10 protein-coding genes and 1 riboswitch are annotated in these 19315 nt (G+C 68.2%); of the genes, 2 read left to right on the top strand and 8 right to left on the bottom strand.

Translation table 11 applies throughout. The features are described 5' to 3' along the window. Window positions 1–2 precede the first annotated feature (2 nt). The 4 genes from OCJ37_RS14845 to OCJ37_RS14860 all read right to left on the bottom strand — a co-directional run bounded on the left by OCJ37_RS14845 (window position 3) and on the right by OCJ37_RS14860 (window position 8291). On the bottom strand, window positions 3–5588 hold the full coding sequence (locus OCJ37_RS14845; protein WP_263110492.1) for an RHS repeat protein: 5586 nt from the start codon (window positions 5586–5588) through the stop codon (window positions 3–5). 453 nt (window positions 5589–6041) lie between these two features. After that, window positions 6042–6572: a GNAT family N-acetyltransferase gene (locus OCJ37_RS14850; protein WP_263110493.1), complete on the bottom strand. Its 531-nt coding sequence runs from the start codon at window positions 6570–6572 to the stop codon at window positions 6042–6044. 4 nt (window positions 6573–6576) lie between these two features. Next, window positions 6577–6987, bottom strand: coding sequence for a hypothetical protein (locus OCJ37_RS14855; RefSeq protein WP_263110494.1), 411 nt, complete (start codon window positions 6985–6987; stop codon window positions 6577–6579). A 53-nt stretch (window positions 6988–7040) separates the two neighbouring features. Further along, window positions 7041–8291, bottom strand: a complete 1251-nt coding sequence (locus OCJ37_RS14860; RefSeq protein WP_263110495.1) for a multidrug effflux MFS transporter — start codon at window positions 8289–8291, stop codon at window positions 7041–7043. 345 nt (window positions 8292–8636) lie between these two features. Beyond that, a riboswitch (glycine riboswitch) is annotated at window positions 8637–8744 on the top strand. Window positions 8745–8845: 101 nt separating this feature from the next. On the opposite strand from OCJ37_RS14860, the gene gcvP reads away from it, so the two are divergent. Then, a complete protein-coding gene (gene gcvP / locus OCJ37_RS14865; protein WP_263110496.1) occupies window positions 8846–11707 on the top strand; it encodes an aminomethyl-transferring glycine dehydrogenase in 2862 nt (953 codons plus the stop codon). A 406-nt stretch (window positions 11708–12113) separates the two neighbouring features. Here the strand turns inward: gcvP and OCJ37_RS14870 are convergent, their stop codons facing one another. Together OCJ37_RS14870 and OCJ37_RS14875 are read right to left on the bottom strand one after the other, a co-directional pair. Further along, on the bottom strand, window positions 12114–12836 hold the full coding sequence (locus tag OCJ37_RS14870; protein WP_263110497.1) for a hypothetical protein: 723 nt from the start codon (window positions 12834–12836) through the stop codon (window positions 12114–12116). 96 nt (window positions 12837–12932) lie between these two features. After that, window positions 12933–14402: a GGDEF domain-containing protein gene (locus OCJ37_RS14875; protein ID WP_263110498.1), complete on the bottom strand. Its 1470-nt coding sequence runs from the start codon at window positions 14400–14402 to the stop codon at window positions 12933–12935. Window positions 14403–14802: 400 nt separating this feature from the next. Between OCJ37_RS14875 and OCJ37_RS14880 the strand changes: the two genes are divergently transcribed. Further along, the gene (locus tag OCJ37_RS14880; RefSeq protein WP_263110499.1) at window positions 14803–16908 is read left to right on the top strand and encodes a catalase; all 2106 of its coding nucleotides are present in this window, start codon (window positions 14803–14805) and stop codon (window positions 16906–16908) included. A 702-nt stretch (window positions 16909–17610) separates the two neighbouring features. Here the strand turns inward: OCJ37_RS14880 and OCJ37_RS14885 are convergent. Then, entirely contained in the window at window positions 17611–17961 is a 351-nt protein-coding gene (locus tag OCJ37_RS14885) for a hypothetical protein (RefSeq protein WP_263110500.1), read from the bottom strand. An 82-nt stretch (window positions 17962–18043) separates the two neighbouring features. After that, window positions 18044–19207 (bottom strand): zinc-dependent alcohol dehydrogenase, encoded by a 1164-nt coding sequence (locus OCJ37_RS14890; protein ID WP_263110501.1) that lies wholly within the window; start codon window positions 19205–19207, stop codon window positions 18044–18046. Window positions 19208–19315: the final 108 nt, after the last annotated feature.

Below are 19315 nucleotides of genomic sequence, written 5' to 3' on the forward strand. Positions count from 1 at the left end.
CCTTATTGCCCGACGGCCGTGACTTCGGCCGACCACGCGGAGCACCCGTTGTTGTTGCAGGCGCAGACCTTGAACTTCGCCGACAGGTTCGGCGCGCCGCTCACGGTACTGGCCGTCATCCGGTTGGGGCCGTTGTAGACGATCGGACCGTTGAGCATGTAGCTGGTCGCGCCCGTCGAAGCTCCCCAACTGGCGCTATAGCGCGTCTGGCTAGTGCTGGGCGTGGTGTAGTACGCCTTGAGATTTGTCGGCACCGGCGGTGGCAATGCCACAACCACCGTTCCCGTGCCGGACGTACCACTGCACCCCGAGCCGTTGCACGCGCGGACGCGGTAGGCGTAGCTGCCATCGCCCTTGCCGGAGATTCCAGCACTGGTCCCGCCCCCGTTGTAGACCTGGCTCCAACTGTTGCCGCCGTTGTTGCTCTCTTCCAACTGGTAGCTGGAGGCCGTTGCCACCGCCGACCAACTCACGGAGTAACTGCCGGTGTTGCTGCTGCTGGGTACGGAGAGGCTTGGGGTAGATGGCGGCAACAACACGGTGGTAGTTGCGGTCGCCGAATAGGCACTGCAACCGGAGCCGTTGCAGGCGCGTACTCGGTAGGCGTAGTTGCCGTTGCCCTTGCCGGAGATCCCGGCGCTGGTCCCGCTCCCGTTGTAGATCTGGCCCCAATTGCTGCCGCCGTCGCCACTCTCGTCCAACTGATAGCTGGAGGCAGTCGCGACACCCGACCAACTCACGGAATAGCTGCCGTTGCCGCTGCTGCCGGGCACGGAAAGACTGGGTGTGGACGGCGGCAACAACACCGTAGTCGTCGCAGTCGCCGAATAAGCTCCGCAGCCAGAGCCGTTGCATGCGCGTACGCGGTAGGCATAGCTGCCGTTGCCCTTGCCGGAAATGGCAGCACTGGTCCCAGCGGCGTTGTAGATCTGCGACCAACTGCTGCCGCCATTGCCGCTCTCTTCCAGCTGGTAGCTCGACGCCGTGGCGACGCTGGACCAGCTCACCGAGTAGCTGCCGCTGGCGCTGCTGCCGGGCGCCGACAGGTTCGGTGCGGACGACGGCGGCAACGCCACGGTCGTGGTTGCGGTCGCCGAATAGGCGCTACACCCACTGTTGTTGCACGCGCGCACTCGATAGGCATAGCCGCCGTTGCCCTTGCCGCTGATCGCTGTACTGGTGCCGCTGGCGTTGTAGATCTGCGACCAGCTGCTGCCGCCGTTACCGCTTTCGTCCAGTTGATAACTGGTGGCGGACGTCACCAAGGTCCAGCTCACCGAATAGCTGCCAGTGGCGTTGCCAGCAGGAGCGGACAAGCTCGGTGCGCTTGCAGGAGGTAGCTGGACCACAGTGGCGCCCGTGTTCGAGTACGCACTGCAGCCGCCCGCGTTGCAGGCGCGGACACGGTAGCTGTAGGTGCCGCTGCCCTTGCCGCTGATCACCTTGGTAGTGTCGTTGGCACTGTAGATCTGCGACCAGGATGTGCCGCCATTGCTGCTTTCCTCCAGCGGGTAGCTGGTACTGGCGGCAACGCTCGTCCAGGAGACGGTGTAGCTGCCGGTGCTGTTGGCGGACGGCGCGCTCAGCGCAGGCGCGGACGATGGCGCCGGCGGCGGCGGCAGCACGGCGGTGGTGGTCGAGACGCCGGCGACCAAGCTCCCGGCCACGTAGACGTACGCCATGGCCTTGCCCTGGCGCAGGTCGTCGGCATACAGCAGCTGTCCATCGCGGTTGTAGAAGCTGCGCTTGCCACCGGTGGTGTAGTCCAGCACCCGACGGCCGGCGCCGTCGTATGCGTAGCTGGCCTTGCCGGCAACGCTGCGCAGCCGGTTCCCATAGTCGAACTGGTACAGCTCGCCATTCTTGTTGGACAGGTTGCCCTGTACATCGTAGGCCAGGCCGATGACGGTCGATCCGCCGGCGCCCTGGGTCACGTTGCTCAGGCGATTGTGCGCATCGTAGACATAGCTGTGATCGCGCCCATGCACACGGACGCTGGCCAGGTTGTCGAGCACGTCGTAGGAGTAGCGCGCGACATTGTCGCCGCCAAACATCACCGACTCTGCCGTGATCAACCGATCCAGGCCGTCGTAGGTCATGCTGCGGGTCTGCCGCGTCGTCGCATAATCGGTGACCGAGGCGACATTGGCATTGGCGTCATAGGCGTAGGCCATGTCCAGTGGGCCGCCGCCACCGACATCGCTGCTGCGCGCGGGCAATTGCCGCGCGTTCTGCGCCATCGTGTGGGCGATGCCGTTGCCGTAGGTGAATTGCTTGACCGCGCCGTTGGGGTAGTAGCTGATGCCCGTGGCGTACGTACCTGCCTGGGTAGGCTGACCCAAGGCATTGGGCGCGTAGTCCACGCTCAAGCCGGGCGATGTCTGTACGGCCAGATGGCCGTTGGCGTTGTAGGCGTACCCGGCGGACCAATCGACGTCACCCCATTGCAGCCGCTCGCTGCTGGGCAGGCGCCGCTTGTTGTAACCGTAAGTCGTGGTGACCGCATTGCCCGAGGCGTCACTGGCGACCATCGAGGCGACCAGGCCGTCCGGCTGGTAGGTGTAGGTGGTATTGCCGTTGCCGTCGGGGAAGGTGAGCGTCTTGATCCGGTTGCGCGCATCGTAGGTGCGGGCGGCCTTGCGTGCGGCGATCGGCGCCGCTGTGCCGCTGGCATCGCAGGCGGTCGAGGGGTCCAGACCGGCCGCCGACCAAGCGAGGTTACCGGCGCCATCGTAGGCGGACAGGGTCGCACCGGTTTCCGGCTCGACGCTGCGGCACAGTTGCTGATAGCCGTCGTAGGTGAAGCTGCGCGTCACCGCGATGCTGCCGTCCGCATTACGGCGGGTCAGCGACAGCGGCTTGCCGTACGTGTCGCGCCCAATGTCCATGTAGGCGCCTTCGGGAAGGCTCAAGCTCACTGGCCAGTCCAAGATCGGCTGGTCGAACACCATGTAGCCCGTGATGTTGCTCTGATTCCTGGGGTTGGTGGTCTGGGTCAGGAACCCGGACAGGTATTGGGTGGTGGTGGTCAGCAGGCCCAGCTCGCTGTCCTGGGAAACCGATGTGGTCCGGCCCAGGGCGTCGTACTCGGTCCAGGTTCCCGTTCCCAGTTGGTCGGTGGTACCCGGATAGGAAGCGAACAGCACACGCCCAGCGTGGTCGTACTGGTAACGATTGAAGCGTTGCGTGGCCGCGACGTTGGCCGTGTCCTGCTCTTGCACCAACAATGGACGAAACAGCCCATCGAAGTAGGTGATCTTCCTGCTGTTCCCGGTTGCGATCGTCTGCCGCCAGTGCCCGGAGCCAATACCGAACTCGGCCGCATCGACACGCTCGAACGACAGCGTGGTCGGCGCCCACGCCACGGTATCGCCCGAGGGATAGGCGATGCCGCTGATGCGCCCCATCGCATCGTACGTGTAGGACGTCGTATAGCCGTTCTCATCGGTCACCGAGTCGATCAAGCCGCGATTGCTGACCACGGCCGAGTCGCTGGTTCCATCCGCATAGGCAATGTTCTGCGGCAGGCCGAGCTTCCATCCCCCCAGCGTGGTGGTGTTGCTGTTGCCATCGGTCACCGACGCCACCGTGCCATCGGTGTTGTAGCCGATCGACTGGATCAGTTTGCCGAAACGGCTGATCTGCGTGGGCAGCGCAGTCGCAGCGTCGTAGCTGGTGCTCGACATGACCTCTGCCGCACCCGGTGCCGTCTTGGTCACCGAGGCCACTTGCCCCAGCACCCACTTGCCCAGGTTGTCGCTGTAGGCGGTGGCCTCGGTCCGGGAGTTCCCCAGCGTACTGGAACGGGTGACGCTGGTCGGGCGCGCGAACACGTCGTAGGCATTCACCAGCGACTGGAACGAAACGCCCTGCTGCGTGATCGTGGTCCGCTTCAGCGGACGCAGCCCCGATGTCGAGATATCGTCGTTGTTGCCCATATTGTCGGAGCCGACAAGATTCGGGAACGGCATGGCAGCGACATCCGCGGTGGCGACATACTCGTTCTCGCTCGTGCTCAGGATCGTCACGACATCGCCTGAGCCGCTATTGGTCACTGTCCCGGTCTCCGCTCCCAGGTCCACGCCTTCGTTGAGCTGGTACCACGCACCGAACTTGTAGCGTTTGAAGTCGTTGTCCGGACCGCGCACCTCGGTCTGCATCGACTTGCTGCAGGTCAGCTCGGGGTTGGGCAGATCCGTGCGGGCGCAGGTTTCCTCGTAGGCCAGTGGCCGTGCGCCGATGTCATAGGTATAGGTCCACTGCATCGACGGCAGGCCGGGCCCGGTGATCGACTTGCTGACCAGCGTCAGGGCATCCGAGAAGTTCGGAATGGTCAGATATTGGTAGGTGGTACTGGGGCCCGCGGCATCGAGGAAGCTGTTGCACTGTTTGGGAATGTTGTGGCGAAAATGCCGCTTCACCGAGAACGCGTAGGTTGCGGTCGCGTTGCTCGGCAAGGTCACCGCATAGGTGAAATCTCCGCTGGAAGGTTCCGGCAGCGGACACCGGGGGGTGTTCGTATACAGGGGCAACGAAGGGCTGGGAAGGATTTCCATGTTGCCGGTCTGGACATAGCGCGACTGGGCACCATCGGGCTGCGTCACCGTCAACGACTTGTCGCCATAGGCATATGTCCAATTTCCCACACTGGACTCGACTGCGGTGATGTTGCCGCCGGAGGTGCCGGTCACACTGATGTAGCGGCCGTCGCTGGCATCGATCCGCGACAGCTGGTCGCCGTTGTAGGTGTAGGTGACCCAGTTGCCGAAACGGTCCTCGATGCGCGTCGCCAGGAAGAAGACCGCCAAACGGCTCATAGACGCGTTGGCGGAATAGTTGCCAATGCGCTTGGAGATGCCGGGATGCGCCTTGCTGACCACCCAGTCGAAATAATACTTGTCGCCCTCCGGCGACAGCGCCACAAATCCCTCGCCCGGATATCCGTTCTTGGTGCTGGCCAGACAGGAGATGCGCCAAAAGTTCTTGGTGATCCATGGGTAGCTGGTGCCGTTGCTCGGCGCCGGCAGCTGACTGGCGGGTTCGTCCAGCATCGCCTGCTCGCCGGAACCAGGAATGTGCATCCAGTTTCCCGACCAGTAGTCCGAGGCGGTCAAGGTGTAGTTCGGCGGCTGCGCGGGTTGACTGCAGCGGCTGTTCGGGCTGGAGCCGTACACCTGCCAGCCGTTCGTGCTGAAGACGCCTTTGAGATAGGGCACATCGAGCGATCCGCCGACGCCGAACCCGCCCAGTTTGCCGCTACGGCCCGCGCCCTCGTCCTCGATGACATGCGAACGTTGCAGCCGGACGGGGAGCTTGCTGTTGCCTGGAATGTCGATATCGGTCCAGTTGAACTCCACCGCACCGTTCTTCAGGCTGACCTGTTCGCCGAAAGAGTCGACGCTCAGCCGACCGATGTCCTGCGACTGCTTGATGCGCTCGATATATTTCTGATCGAACCTCAACTCCTGCGCATTGGCTAGCGTCACGAACGCCATCGCCAATAGGGCCGCGCCTGCGCGCAGACGAAGAAACGTAGCGGACGTATCCATGTGTATCTCGAGATCGATCGACGACCAATAGATGGCCATGCCTCGCCCGCGCCATGGAATGCACCCATGTGCCGCAGGAGACTGAGTTCAATGCATGAGCTTGCAGCGCCGACCAGGTCGATCGAACGCAGCAGCCAACAACGACGCTTACGTCGCTGGTATCCGTTGGCATGAAACGGCGCCTACCGTTGCGGCAGGCACGACAGCACTCGAATGACGACCATGTTTTCCCCTGATTTCGACACCATGCACCGATGCGCTTCAGCTCGATACGCAGCAGAGCACAAGCCCTTCGCAGACGGTACAGCCATCAATCCACAGCAGCCTTGCACCGCCGATCACCCGCGCTGCAACTGTGATAGAGCGCACTTGGGATTGTCAAGAGGAGTTCGATGCCCAAGGGCAAGTTGTATGAAACGTGGGCAATGGGACAAGCAGACCAACGAAATTTCCCAAGACACGTCCAGGCGACGCGGCCGCCAGAGCGACGGCTCAATCGTCCGCCAGCCGCGCCCAGCGCTCGTGGTCGCGCCACACCCCGCCGATGCGCAGGTAGCGCGGCGAATAGCCTTCGCGGCGGAAGCCGGCGCGTTGCACCAGCGCCAGCGAGCGCGCGTTGTCGGGCTGGATGTTGGCCTCCACGCGGTGCAGGCCCAGGTCGGTGAACGCGTAGGCCACGCACAGCCGCAGCGCGTGGGTCATCAGCCCGCGGCCTTCGCAGCCGGCCATCGCGTGGTAGCCCAGGTAGGCGCTCTGGAAGCAGCCGCCGACGATCTGGCTGAAGGTGAACAGGCCGGCGACTTCGCCGCTGTCGCGCGCGCGCGCCAGCAGCGCGACGTTGCTGCCGTCCAGGGTCTGCGCGTACCAGGCATTGAAACCGGGCACGTCGGTGAACGGATACGCCCACGGACGATGCAGGTCGACGCTGGCGCGGTGCGCCTGGACCAGCGCCAGGCCGTCGCGGCGGCGTACCCGCGCCAACGACACGGCGGCGTCCGCGGCCTGGCTGGCGCTCTGGCCCATGGTCTCAGCCCGGCAGCGCCGCGCTGTCGCCGCGCTGCATGACCTGCGCGTGGCGGGCCTTGAACTCGTCGAAGCTCAGCCCCTGGGCCTGCGCATCGGCGTGCGCGGCGTCCTTCAGCGCGTCCGAATACACCAGCCGCACCGGGGTGCCGGCGCGCTCGTGCAGCTCGGCGGCCTGCATGATCAGCGACAGCACCTGCGCCGCGCTCTCGCTCTGTCCGGCGATGCGCCCGTCCATGCCCAGCACCCACTCGCCGTCGCGGCGCACGATGCCGGCCAGCAGCGTGCGCTGCTGGTCGCGCAGCTCGGCATGCGGTTCGATCGGGGTGGCCGCGGCGGCCGCCTCGCCGCGGTGGCGCAGGCGTTCGGCAAGCTTCTTGCGCACGTCGCGGCGCTGCTTGGACTGGATGGACATGCGGTTTCCTCAACGGTGACCCGACGACGATAGCCGAACCGTGGCGCCGGCGCTCACACCGGATCGGCCGGCTCCAGCTGCGGCACCTGCGTGCCGGGCCGTGGCAGGCGCTTGCCGCTGCGCCGCTCCCAGCGCCAGAACGCCCAGCCGAGCAGGAAGAACGCGCCCGAGCCCAGCGCCAGGTGGATCGGCCGGGCGCTGAGCAACGGCGACAGCACCCCGGCCACCACCGCGTTGACCATCAGCTGGGTGAAGGCCTGCAGCGACGAGGCCAGCCCGCGCTGGCGCGGGTACATGTCCAGCACCGCCAGCGCCAGGATCGGGAAGATCAGCGCCATGCCCACGCCGGCGACGAAGATCGGCAGCACCGCCCACGGCAGCGCGATCTGCGGCGCGATCGCGGTGTAGGCGATGTTGCCGACCATCGACACGCCGCAGCAGATGAAGCCGATGCGCACCTGCCGCATCGGCCCGATGCGCCCGGCCATGCGCCCGGACAGGAACGAGCCCAGGGTCATGCCGCCGATGGTCGGGATGAACAGCCAGGCGAAGTCGCGCTCGGTCAGGTGCAGCAGGTCGATGACGAACACCGGCGCCGAGGCGATGTACAGGAACACGCCGCCGAAGTTGAACGCGCCGGCCGCGGCCAGGCGCTGGAAGCGCGCATTGAACGCGATCGCGATGTAGTCGCGCAGCAGCGTGCGCGGCGCCAGCGGCGTGCGCGCCTCCGGCGGATGCGTCTCCGGCATCCAACGCAAGGTGGCCACCAGCAACAGCAGCGAGAAGCCGACCAGGAACCAGAAGATCAGCGGCCAGCCGGCGCCGGTGGCCAGCAGCCAGCCGCCGATGATCGGCGCGATCGCCGGGGCGATGCCGAAGATCATCGACACCTGGCTCATCAGCCGCTGCGCGTCGTGGCCCTGGTACAGGTCGCGGATCACCGCGCGGCCGACGATCATGCCTACGCCGGCGGAAAAGCCCTGCAGCGCGCGGAACGCCAGCAGCGTGTCCAGGTCGCGCGACAGCGCGCAGCCGGCCGAGGCCAGGATGAACACCACCAGCCCACCGACGATCACCCGCTTGCGGCCCCAGGCATCGGACAGCGGCCCGTGCGCCAGGCCCATCACCGCGTAGGCCAGCAGGTACACGCTGATCGTCTGCTGGATCGCCACCGGATCGGCGCGCAGGCGCTGCGCCAGCTGCGGGAACGCCGGGAAGATGGTGTCGATCGAGAACGGACCGAACATCGCCAGCCCGGCCAGCAGCAGTGCCAGGCGGCGGGTCGAGATCGTCGGGAGCGTCATGCGGGAGATCCTGGAAGGCCGGTCGCGCCAGCCGGACGGCGGCGAACGCGCGACGGCACCGCCCGGCGGGGGGCGGCGCTTGGGGAAAGGGTGTAGGCCCATGATAAGCCCTGGCGGACGCCGCGTTAAGCGCCGCCCCGCCCCTGCCGGGCCGCGCAGCGGGAGGACAGCCATCGCGTTCAGCCAGCGTCGCCCGCGCCGCCAGCAGCCGCGCGCTGCCGCCGTGGAGGCCGCCGTGGAGGCCGCCGGCCACGCTATAATCGCCGGGCAGCATGGTGGGAGAAGCGGGGCGACCCGCTGCCGAAGGCGCAAACGCCCGTAATCGCTCAGGCCCGATACCACCCGCACCAAGACTCTGGAGAGACCGGTCCAACCCGGCGCCGAAGGGGCACGAAGCGCAGCGCATGCCGCCGCCGCTTCCAAACTCTCAGGCAAAAGGACAGAGGGGCATTGGGAAGACCTGTGGCTTCCCGTCGGTCGTGCCCGCAGTTGCGGCCGACGGCGGCATCCGTGCGTCCCCCGCCCTTCGTGCCCTCCTCTGCCGGACGACCGCCATGTCTCACACTCCCTCGCTGCGCGACCTCGAACACCACTCGGCCTTCGTCGAGCGCCACATCGGCCCGAACGACGCCGAGATCGCGCACATGCTGCGCACCGTCGGCCACGACTCGCTGGAGGCGCTGACCGACGCCATCGTTCCCGGCAAAATCAAGTCGCCGCAGCCGCTGGCGCTGCCGGACGCGATCACCGAAGAGGAGGCGCTGGCCAAGATCCGCGCCATCGCCGACAAGAACCAGGTGCTGCGCAGCTTCATCGGCCAGGGCTACTACGGCACCCACACGCCGAAGGTGATCCTGCGCAACATCCTGGAGAACCCGGCCTGGTACACCGCCTACACCCCGTACCAGGCGGAGATCTCGCAGGGCCGCATGGAAGCGCTGATCAACTTCCAGACCATGTGCGCGGACCTGACCGGCATGGAGATCGCCAACGCCTCGCTGCTGGACGAGGCCACCGCCGCGGCCGAGGCCATGACCCTGGCCAAGCGCTCGGCCAAGGCGAAGTCCGACACCTTCTTCGTGCACGACGCAGTGCACCCGCAGACCCTGGAGCTGCTGCGCACCCGCGCCGAGCCGCTGGGCATCGTGCTGCGCGTGGGCACGCCGGAGGAGGCGCTGCAGGCCGAGTGCTTCGGCGTGCTGCTGCAGTATCCGGACAGCTTCGGCCACATCGGCGACCACGCCGCGCTGGCCGACGCCGTGCACGCGCGCGGCGGCCTGGTCGCGGTGGCCACCGACCTGCTGGCGCTGACCCTGATCGCCGCGCCCGGCGACTGGGGCGCGGACATCGTGGTCGGCAACTCGCAGCGCTTCGGCGTGCCGTTCGGCTTCGGCGGCCCGCACGCGGCGTTCATGGCCTGCCGCGACGCCTACAAGCGCTCGATGCCCGGGCGCCTGATCGGCGTGTCGATCGACGCGGCCGGCAACCCCGCCTACCGCCTCACCCTGCAGACCCGCGAGCAGCACATCCGCCGCGAGAAGGCCACCTCCAACATCTGCACCGCGCAGGTGCTGCTGGCGGTGATGGCCTCGATGTACGCGGTCTACCACGGCCCCGACGGCCTGACCCGCATCGCGCGGCGCACCCATCGCCTGGCCGCGATCCTGGCCGCGGCGCTGCGCAATGCCGGCGTCAGCGTCGGCGAGCGCTTCTTCGACACCCTGCACGTCAAGGACGTGGATGCCGACGCGATCCACGCCAAGGCGCGCGCGGCCGGCATCAACCTGCGCGCGATCGACAGCGAAGCGGTGGGCATCAGCCTGGACGAGACCGCCACCCGCGCCGACGTCATCGCGCTGGCGCAGCTGTTCGGCGCCCAGGCCGACATCGACGCGCTCGACGCCGCCACCGCCGATGCGCTGCCGCAGGGCCTGCTGCGCAGCAGCGCGTTCCTGCAGCACCCGGTGTTCAACACCCACCACAGCGAGCACGAACTGCTGCGCTACATGCGCGCGCTGGCCGACAAGGACCTGGCGATGGATCGCACCATGATCCCGCTGGGCAGCTGCACGATGAAGCTCAACGCCACCGCCGAGATGATCCCGGTGACCTGGCCGCAGTTCGGCGCGATCCACCCGCTGGCCCCGACCGAGCAGTCCACCGGCTACAAGCAGCTGATCGACGAACTGGAAGCGATGCTGGTCGAATGCACCGGCTACGACGCGGTCAGCCTGCAGCCCAACTCCGGCGCGCAGGGCGAATACGCCGGCCTGCTGGCGATCCGCGCCTATCACCGTTCGCGCGGCGAAGCGCACCGCGACATCTGCCTGATCCCCGAGTCCGCGCACGGCACCAACCCGGCCTCGGCGCAGATGTGCGGCATGAAGGTCGTGGTCACCAAGTGCGACGCCAACGGCAACGTCGACGTCGACGACATCCGCGCCCAGGCCGAGAAGTACTCCGACCGGCTGGCCGCGCTGATGATCACCTACCCGTCCACCCACGGCGTGTTCGAGGAAGACGTGGTGGCGATCTGCGAGGCGGTGCATGCGCACGGCGGCCAGGTCTACACCGACGGCGCCAACATGAACGCGCTGGTCGGCCTGGCCAAGCCCGGCAAGTGGGGCTCGGACGTGTCGCACCTGAACCTGCACAAGACCTTCTGCATCCCGCACGGCGGCGGCGGCCCGGGCGTGGGCCCGTGCGCGGTGAAGTCGCATCTGGCGCCGTTCCTGCCGCGCACGCTGGGCGGCGAAGGCGATGTCGGCATGGTCAGCGCGGCCAGCTTCGGTTCGGCCTCGATCCTGCCGATCAGCTGGATGTACGTCACCATGATGGGCAACGCCGGGCTGCGCAAGGCGACCCAGGTCGCGCTGCTCAACGCCAACTACATCGCCAAGCGCCTGGCGCCGCACTACAGGACGCTGTACACCGGCCGCAACGGGCTGGTCGCGCACGAATGCATCCTGGACGTGCGCCCGCTGGAGAAGACCACCGGCATCGGCGCCGAGGACGTGGCCAAGCGCCTGATCGACTTCGGCTTCCACGCCCCGACGCTGAGCTTCCCGGTCGCCGGCACGCTGATGGTGGAGCCGACCGAGAGCGAATCGCTGCACGAGCTGGACCGCTTCATCGACGCGATGATCCAGATCCGCGAGGAGATCGCCGCGATCGAGGACGGCCGCCTGGACCGCGAGGACAATCCGCTCAAGCACGCCCCGCACACCGCCGCGCAGGTCACCGCCGGCGAGTGGACCCACGCCTACCCGCGCGAGCTGGCCGCGTTCCCGCTGCCCACGCTCAAGCAGGCCAAGTACTGGCCGCCGGTGGCGCGGGTGGACAACGTCTACGGCGACAAGAACGTGATGTGCGCGTGCATCCCGGTGGATGCGTACAAGGACGACGTGGTGGCGTAATCCGCCCGCCGCGTCCCGTCCCGACACGCCAGTCCCGCATCGGGGCTGGCGTTTTTTTGCGGCAGGCCTGCGCTTCGCCGGCCCCTGGCAGGCGCCGTGGCCGCGCTGTCCGTTCTTCGATCCGGACGCGATCGCATGCGAAAGCGACGCCGGGTGAGCCTGCTGCCGTGGCGGGCTTCATCGGTCGTGCGCATCGCGACCGATGATGCAAACCGGGAGCCGTTTCATGCCTGGCCGGCCGCGAACACTGTGCGGAACGCACGGCCGAGGCAGGCCCGGTCCATGCGGCCACGCAGTCGCGCTCGTCACGCCGCTCACCCGATCCGGCGGTTCGGTGCCGCTGCCCGCCGCTTCATTCCGATACCGCGGAAACGCCCTTTGCTCGGCGCGCTGGCTGGCGTGGCGCTCAGTCGCGCTCCACGCCGGGATCGAAGGCCAGGCCGTCGCCGACCTGCTGCAGGCAGCGCAGCGGCTGCTTGGGCAACTGGCGCCAACGCGTGCGCAGCGCGCTGTCTTCGATGCTGCCATCGCTCAGCTTGGCCTTGCCGGTCAGGTAGTTCACGCTGATCTCGTCGACCTCGCCGCTGCCGCGGTGCAGGCCGCGCATGTCGTAGCCGATCAGCTGGAAGCAGCCCTGCCGGTAGCGGAACAGGAAGGTCGTCTCGGAGGTGTTCCAGCTCCCGGCGCTGGAGAACTGGTGCAGGTTCACCGACAACGCGCCGCGCGCGATGGCCGGTTCGCCACCGTCGAGATAGTCCTCCATGTTCGGCGCGTCCGGCCGCGGGATCAACGCGTGATCGCGCAACGCCAGCCGGTAGCCGTCGCCCTCGGCGAAGGCCACCGCCAGCATGCGCGGATTGGTGTCGAAGCGGTCCGGACCGAAGCCGCTGTTGTCCAGCACGTTGCGCGGATCGGCCATCTTCAGCACCAGCACCAGATCCGCGCGACCATCGCCGTTCAGGTCGCCGCGGCGCTCGGACTCCAGCGTCCATCCCGGCGGCACGAAGCCCGCCGCGTCGCGGCCGTGCGCGGGCAGTGGCGGATACGTCACCGCGGGCGGTTCCAGCGCCTGCGCGGCGGCGGCGGCAAGCAGGGCGGGCAGACACAACCATGCGAGCTTTCGCGCCATCGCACTCTCTAACATGCAAGGAGGGACCGCCATGGTGGCACACAAGATCGGCTGCCCGCCTCGCGGCGTTGGCGCAGCGACACGCCGTTGACCCGATCAGCCGGTACCGCACGGCGCCTGCGCGTCCACCGCGGCGTCCAGCGCATGCGCACAGCAGTTGCGGCCGTTGCGCTTGGCCCGGTACAGCGCGGCGTCGGCGTGGTGCAGCAGTTCGATCGCCGCCTCGGCGCTGGCCGGATGGGTGGCGATGCCGATGCTGACCGTGACCACGCCCATCGGGCTGGCCGGATGCGGGATCTGCCGGTGCTCGACCGCCGCCAGCAGGCGCCGCGCGATCGCGTGCGCGGCCTCGGCCGCGGTGTCCGGCAGCACCACCGCGAACTCTTCGCCGCCATAGCGCGCCACGGTGGCGGTGCGCGCGGGCAAGGCCTCGGCCAGCGCGGTGGCCACTTCGACCAGGCAGGCGTCGCCGACCACGTGGCCGTGGCTGTCGTTGAACTGCTTGAAGAAATCGATGTCGATCATCAGCAGCGAGCAGTCCGAACCGCTGTCCAGCTCGCGCAGGCGCGCCGCCAGGCCGACGCGGTTGGCGATGCCGGTCAGCGGATCGCGCGCCACCTGCTGCTGCAGGCGGCGCGTGCCCAGGCGGCTCAGGCGCTGGATCTCCAGGTGCTCGCTGTGCAGGAACGCCACGTGCGCGCCGTACACCATCACCGCCAGCGTGGCCGCGGCCATGCCCCACAGGAAGCTCACCCGCGACACGCTGATCGCCAGCAGCAGCACCGCCAGCGAGAACACGATCGGCGCGAACGCGGCGATCAGCTCCGCGCCGCGCAGGCTCGGCCGCGCGCGGCGCAGCCAACGCCCGCGCGGCAGCGCCGCGACCAGCACCAGCACCGTGCAGGGCAGGTCGATCAGCAGCCCGCCCCACCACGGCAGCCCGTCCAGTTCGATGCGGTTGTACAGCGCCGCGACCGCGCCGTTGACCCACAGGTAGGCGCTGGCGCTGAGATAGAAGTGGCGGCGGCTGCAGCCGCCGGCGCCGAGCAGGCGCAGCGTGGCCATCGAGGCCAGCAGCAGGCCCATCGCGTCGCCGTGATTGATGATCAGGCTGACGTTCGGCTCGGAGAAGCCGTTGTCGGCCGACAGCGCCAGGTCGATCAACAGGTACAGCAGGCCGGCGCCGGCCAGCGCCAGCAGCGCGTCCAGCGCCAGCAGCAGCCGCGACTGCGGCCGGTTGAACGAACGCGCGATCAGGAACAGCGCCGGGATCATCGAGGAACCGGAGAACATCACCCCCAGCTTCTGCAGCGCGGGGCCATGCGACGGCAACAGCAGCGCCAGCAGGTTGCAGCCGGTCCACAGCATCTGCACGCCGACCACGCCGCCCAGCAGCCGCCACGGCGTCCGGTCCACCGCCGGCGCCCGTCGCAGCCGCTGCAGCACCGCCAGCACCGCCATGGCCTGCACCGCCAGGCCGCACCACTGCGCTGCCGGCGTGCCGGTGCCGCCGCCATGCGCGATCAGCGCATGCGCGAACACCAAGCCGATGACGACGATAGGCAACACCAGGTCCGGTCTCCGTCGTACTCGATAGGCCGGTGCGCTGCATCGCAGCCGCTGCCGGGACTCGCCCCTCCCCATCCAAGACGCGCCGATGGGAACAACGCTCAACGCACTATCGGCGCCGCAACACGATCCTGTAGCGCCGGCCCATGGCGGCGCGCCATGCAGCGCGCGCACGGACACCGACGCCCTCGCCCTCCATCCACCCGGATGCGCAGCGATCGCGCCGACGCAGCGCCGCGACCTGCGGCACATTCCCTACGCCCCATCCGCGCAATGCGCGGCCGGTGCACGGACCGTTAACGCGGCACGGCACAGCATCGGCCGGACGGCGGCCCAGCGCCTTCGCAGCGCTCGCTGCCTTCCGCCGTCTCGCCCCATTCCCCCGGAGCATCATCCCATGGCCAGCCCACCGCGCAAGCCCAGCATGTCCAGCACCCCTGTCGACACCAGCGCCGTCGCCGACCGGCGCGGCCAAGGCGACGAACTGCACCAGAGCGCCGGCGGCACGCATCCGCCGCTGACCACCAACCAGGGCATCCCGATCGCCGACAACCAGAACTCGCTGCGCGCCACCCCGCGCGGGCCGACGTTGCTGGAAGACTTCATCCTGCGCGAGAAGATCACCCACTTCGACCACGAGCGCATCCCCGAGCGCATCGTGCACGCGCGCGGCAGCGCCGCGCACGGCCATTTCGAGCTGACCGCCTCGCTGGACAAGCACACCACCGCCAAGATCCTCACCGAGGTCGGGGTCAAGACGCCGGTGTTCGTGCGCTTTTCCACCGTCGCCGGCGGCGCCGGCTCGGTGGACACGCCGCGCGACGTGCGCGGCTTCGCGGTCAAGTTCTATACCAAGGAAGGCAACTGGGACCTGGTCGGCAACAACATCCCGGTGTTCTTCATCCAGGACGCGATCAAGTTCCCGGACCTGATCCACGCGGTGAAGATGGAGCCGGACCGCGGCTTCCCGCAGGCCGCCAGCGCGCACGACACGTTCTGGGACTTCGTCTCGCTGACCCCCGAGTCGCTGCACATGATCATGTGGGCGATGAGCGACCGCACCATCCCGCGCTCGCTGCGCATGATCGAAGGCTTCGGCATCCACAGCTTCCGCCTGCTCGACGGCAACGGCAACAGCACCTTCGTCAAGTTCCACTGGCGGCCCAAGCTCGGCCTGCAATCGACGGTGTGGGACGAAGCGGTCAAGTTGGCCGGCGCCGATCCGGACTTCCACCGCCGCGACCTGTTCGAGGCGATCCAGCAGGGCGATTTCCCGGAATGGGAGCTGGGCGTGCAGCTGTTCACCGAGGAGGAAGCGGACAAGTTCCCGTTCGACCACCTCGATTCGACCAAGCTGATCCCGGAGGAACTGGTGCCGCTGCGGATCGTCGGGCGCATGGTGCTGGACCGCTGGCCGGACAACTTCTTCGCCGAGACCGAACAGGCGGCCTACTGCCCGGCCAACATCGTGCCGGGCATCGACTTCTCCAACGATCCGCTGCTGCAGGGCCGGCTGTTCTCCTACCTGGACACCCAGCTCAGCCGCCTGGGCGGGCCGAACTTCCACCAGATCCCGATCAACGCGCCGAAGTGCCCGTTCGCCAACCTGCAGCGCGACGGCCACATGCAGATGGGCGTGCCCAAGGGCCGCGTCGCCTACGAACCCAGTTCGCTGCAGGACGACACCCCGCGCGAGAGCGCGCGCGGCTTCCCCAGCCATGCCACGCCCAGCGAGAACGGCAGCAAGGGCCGGGTGCGCGCCGAGAGCTTCGCCGACCACTACAGCCAGGCGCGCATGTTCTTCCGCAGCCAGAGCGCGCCCGAGCAGGCGCACGTCGCCTCGGCGCTGGTGTTCGAACTGTCGAAGGTGGAGACCGCGCATGTGCGCGAGGCGGTGGTCGGGCACCTGCGCCACGTCGACCCCACGCTGGCGCAGCGCGTGGCCGACGGCCTGGGCATGGACGCGTTGCCGCCTGCGCCGCCGGCCGCGGTGCCGCCACAGGACATGCCGCCCTCGCCGGCGCTGCAACTGATCGGCAAGATGAAGCCCACCCTGCAGGGCCGTGCGATCGGCATCCTGGTCCACGACGGTTCCGACGCGGCAACGGTGAAGCGCCTGCAGGCGGCGGCGCGCGATGCCGGCGCCACGGTCAAGATCGTCGCGCCGAAGCTGGGCGGCGCCACGCTCAGCGACGGCGCCAGGCTGGCCGCCGACGGCCAGCTGGCCGGCACCCCGTCGTTCGTGTTCGACGCGGTGGCGGTGGTCCTGTCGGCCGAGGCCGGCAAGCAGCTGAGCAAGGACTCGGCGGCGATCGATTTCGTCAGCAACGCCTTCGCGCACCTGAAGGCGATCGCCGCCGATGCCGGCGCGCAGCCGCTGCTGCAGGCCGGCAACGTGGTCAAGGACCCGGGCGTGCTCGACGCCGGCGACGGCAAGGGCTTCATCGAGGCGGCCAAGACCCGGCAGTGGGACCGCGAACCGAAGCTGCGCATGCTCGCCTGAGCCTGCGCGGCCCGCTCGCTCCGACCGCGCCTGGCGCCTGCCTGGCGCGGTTTTCGTTTGGGGAGGCGGATGGTCTGGTCGTCCCGGCCGATCGCCCCTATCCGAGCGGCTGAGGTGCCGCCGACCGGCCACGTCACGGGCCATCGCGGACGGGAGGGCATTGTGCAGTCCGGCGTCGCCGAACGTCTCGCCGGCGTCCCTCGTGCCGGATCGAGGTGGCGCCGACCTCGCCTGTCTAATTTTTCGCCATGGCTCTTGACAGTCTTGTGGCACGTGGCCGCGGCGGGCTTATCCACACCCTTATGCAGAAGTCATCCACACCCCTTGTGGACAACATCGCAGCCGGCGGCGCAGCTGGCGCCAAGAATCAAGTGATTGAAAACCAAGGGAATCCCCTGCGCGCCTGTTGACAAACGCCGATCTGCTGCGACGTCGGCTGCTGTCTCGCAACAAAGCCGGGACAAAACTTATCCCGAGGCCTGGCCGCTGCGCTCGCAAGTCCACGTTCATGGCTGAATGCGCATTGCCCTGGCCACGGTCGCATCCCTGCGCAGGCCGCTGACCGTCGCCGTCATGAGACGGACATGGCGGTGGATCGGCGCTTGGTATATGCGCAGCGGCTGTTCCCTTCTCCCCCGGGACCATGACCCCCCTTTGGGGGAAAGGTGCCCCGCAGGACGGATGAGGGGTATGGGCGAAGCCTCATGCATCCAGAGAGTCGCGAGGCGCTTCGCGCCGGACCCTCACTCCAGCCCGCTCCCGATGGAAGGGGGGGCCAAATCGAGCCGGAACTGTTCCCTCTCCCAGCAACGCTCGGTCGCCGCCGGCTGTCCGCAGCAGCGCTTCGGCCAGGCTGCGCTCCACTGCTTCAGGTAATCGTTGGATCCACTCGCGCGCCTGCACGCGCACCATCGCCTCCACCAGCGACACATCCTCGGGCGCGGCCAGCGGCAGGAAAGCGCCGCAGCGCCCGTACAGGTCGGCGCTGAAGCCCAGGTTGGCGCCGTGGAGGTGCGGATGGTCGTCGCTGCGGCATTCGCCGGCGCGCCGCAACCCGGCGTGCCTTTCGATCGGTGCAGCGCGCGTACGCGGCGCGGCCTCGCCCGCCGCACGATGGCGGCAGGCGAGGCCCGGTTCACGGGGTCAGGATCACCTTGCGGCAGTCCTGTTCCTTCTTGTCGAAGATCGCGTAGCCGTCGGCCGCCTGCGCCAGGCTCAGCCGGTGGGTGATGATCTCGTTCGGCTTCAGCCGGCCTTCGCCGATGTGCTCCAGCAGTTCCGGCATGAAACGCTGCACGTGGGTCTGGCCCATCTTGAAGCTCAGCCCCTTATCGAAGGCGTCGCCGAACAGGAAGCCGTGGATGAAGCCGGCATACACGCCCGGCACGCTGACCGTGCCGCCGCGGCGGGTGGCGGCGATGCACTGGCGCAGCGCGGTGCCGCTGCTGCCTTCCAGCTTCAGCGTGGCCATCACCGTCTCCACGGTGCTGCCCTTGGCCTCGAAGCCGACCGCGTCGATGCTGGCGTCCACGCCGCGGCCGTCGGTCTGGCCGACGATGATGTCGGCCGGGTCGTCGATCTCCTCGAAATTGAGCGGGATCACGCCATAGGTCTTCTGCGCGAAATCCAGCCGGTACGGATAGCGGTCGACCATGAAGATGCGTTCGGCGCCGAGCATGCGGCAGCACGCGGCGGTCATCAGCCCCACCGGGCCGGCGCCGAAGATCGCCACCGTGCTGCCCTGGCGCACGCCGGCATTGAGCGCGGCCTGGTAGCCGGTGGGCAGGATGTCGGACAGGAACAGCACCTGCTCGTCGTGCAGCACGTCCGGCACCACCAGCGGGCCGACGTTGGCCTTGGGCACGCGCACGTACTCGGCCTGGCCGCCGGCCACGCCGCCGTACAGGTGGCTGTAGCCGAACAGCGCCGCCGGCGGGCGGATGCCCTTCTGGTTCAGCGCCGCGCCCTTGCCGGTGTTGGTGGTCTCGCAGGCGGAGTATTCGGTCAGGCGGCAGTGGAAGCACTCGCCGCAGGCGATCACGAACGGGATCACCACGCGATCGCCGCGCTTCACGCGCTGCACGCCGGGCCCGACCTCTTCGACCACGCCCATGAATTCGTGGCCGAGCACGTCGCCGGTATGCAGGTCGGGAATCTTGCCGCGATACAGATGCAGGTCCGAGCCGCAGATCGCGGTGGCGGTGACCCGCAGCACGATGTCGTCGGCGTCGATCAGGACCGGATCGGGAACGGTTTCTACGCGGACGTCTCTGGTGCCGTGATAGGTGAGGGCTTGCATTGGTGGGGTCCTTGTTGCGACGGCGTGGGGCCCAGTGTGGGCGCGGGCGCCGTGCAACCAGGGTGACCGTGCCGTGAGCCCTGTGTCGCGGCGCGACACGAACGCGTT

The sequence above is a fragment of the Xanthomonas sp. AM6 genome, from assembly GCF_025665335.1.
GTDB lineage: Bacteria > Pseudomonadota > Gammaproteobacteria > Xanthomonadales > Xanthomonadaceae > Xanthomonas_A.

Coding starts and splice junctions, on each gene's coding strand:
- OCJ37_RS14845 (WP_263110492.1), bottom strand. CDS start 5,588: ATGGCCATCTATTGGTCGTCGATCGATCTCGAGATACACATGGATACG.
- OCJ37_RS14850 (WP_263110493.1), bottom strand. CDS start 6,572: ATGGGCCAGAGCGCCAGCCAGGCCGCGGACGCCGCCGTGTCGTTGGCG.
- OCJ37_RS14855 (WP_263110494.1), bottom strand. CDS start 6,987: ATGTCCATCCAGTCCAAGCAGCGCCGCGACGTGCGCAAGAAGCTTGCC.
- OCJ37_RS14860 (WP_263110495.1), bottom strand. CDS start 8,291: ATGACGCTCCCGACGATCTCGACCCGCCGCCTGGCACTGCTGCTGGCC.
- gcvP (WP_263110496.1), top strand. CDS start 8,846: ATGTCTCACACTCCCTCGCTGCGCGACCTCGAACACCACTCGGCCTTC.
- OCJ37_RS14870 (WP_263110497.1), bottom strand. CDS start 12,836: ATGGCGCGAAAGCTCGCATGGTTGTGTCTGCCCGCCCTGCTTGCCGCC.
- OCJ37_RS14880 (WP_263110499.1), top strand. CDS start 14,803: ATGGCCAGCCCACCGCGCAAGCCCAGCATGTCCAGCACCCCTGTCGAC.
- OCJ37_RS14890 (WP_263110501.1), bottom strand. CDS start 19,207: ATGCAAGCCCTCACCTATCACGGCACCAGAGACGTCCGCGTAGAAACC.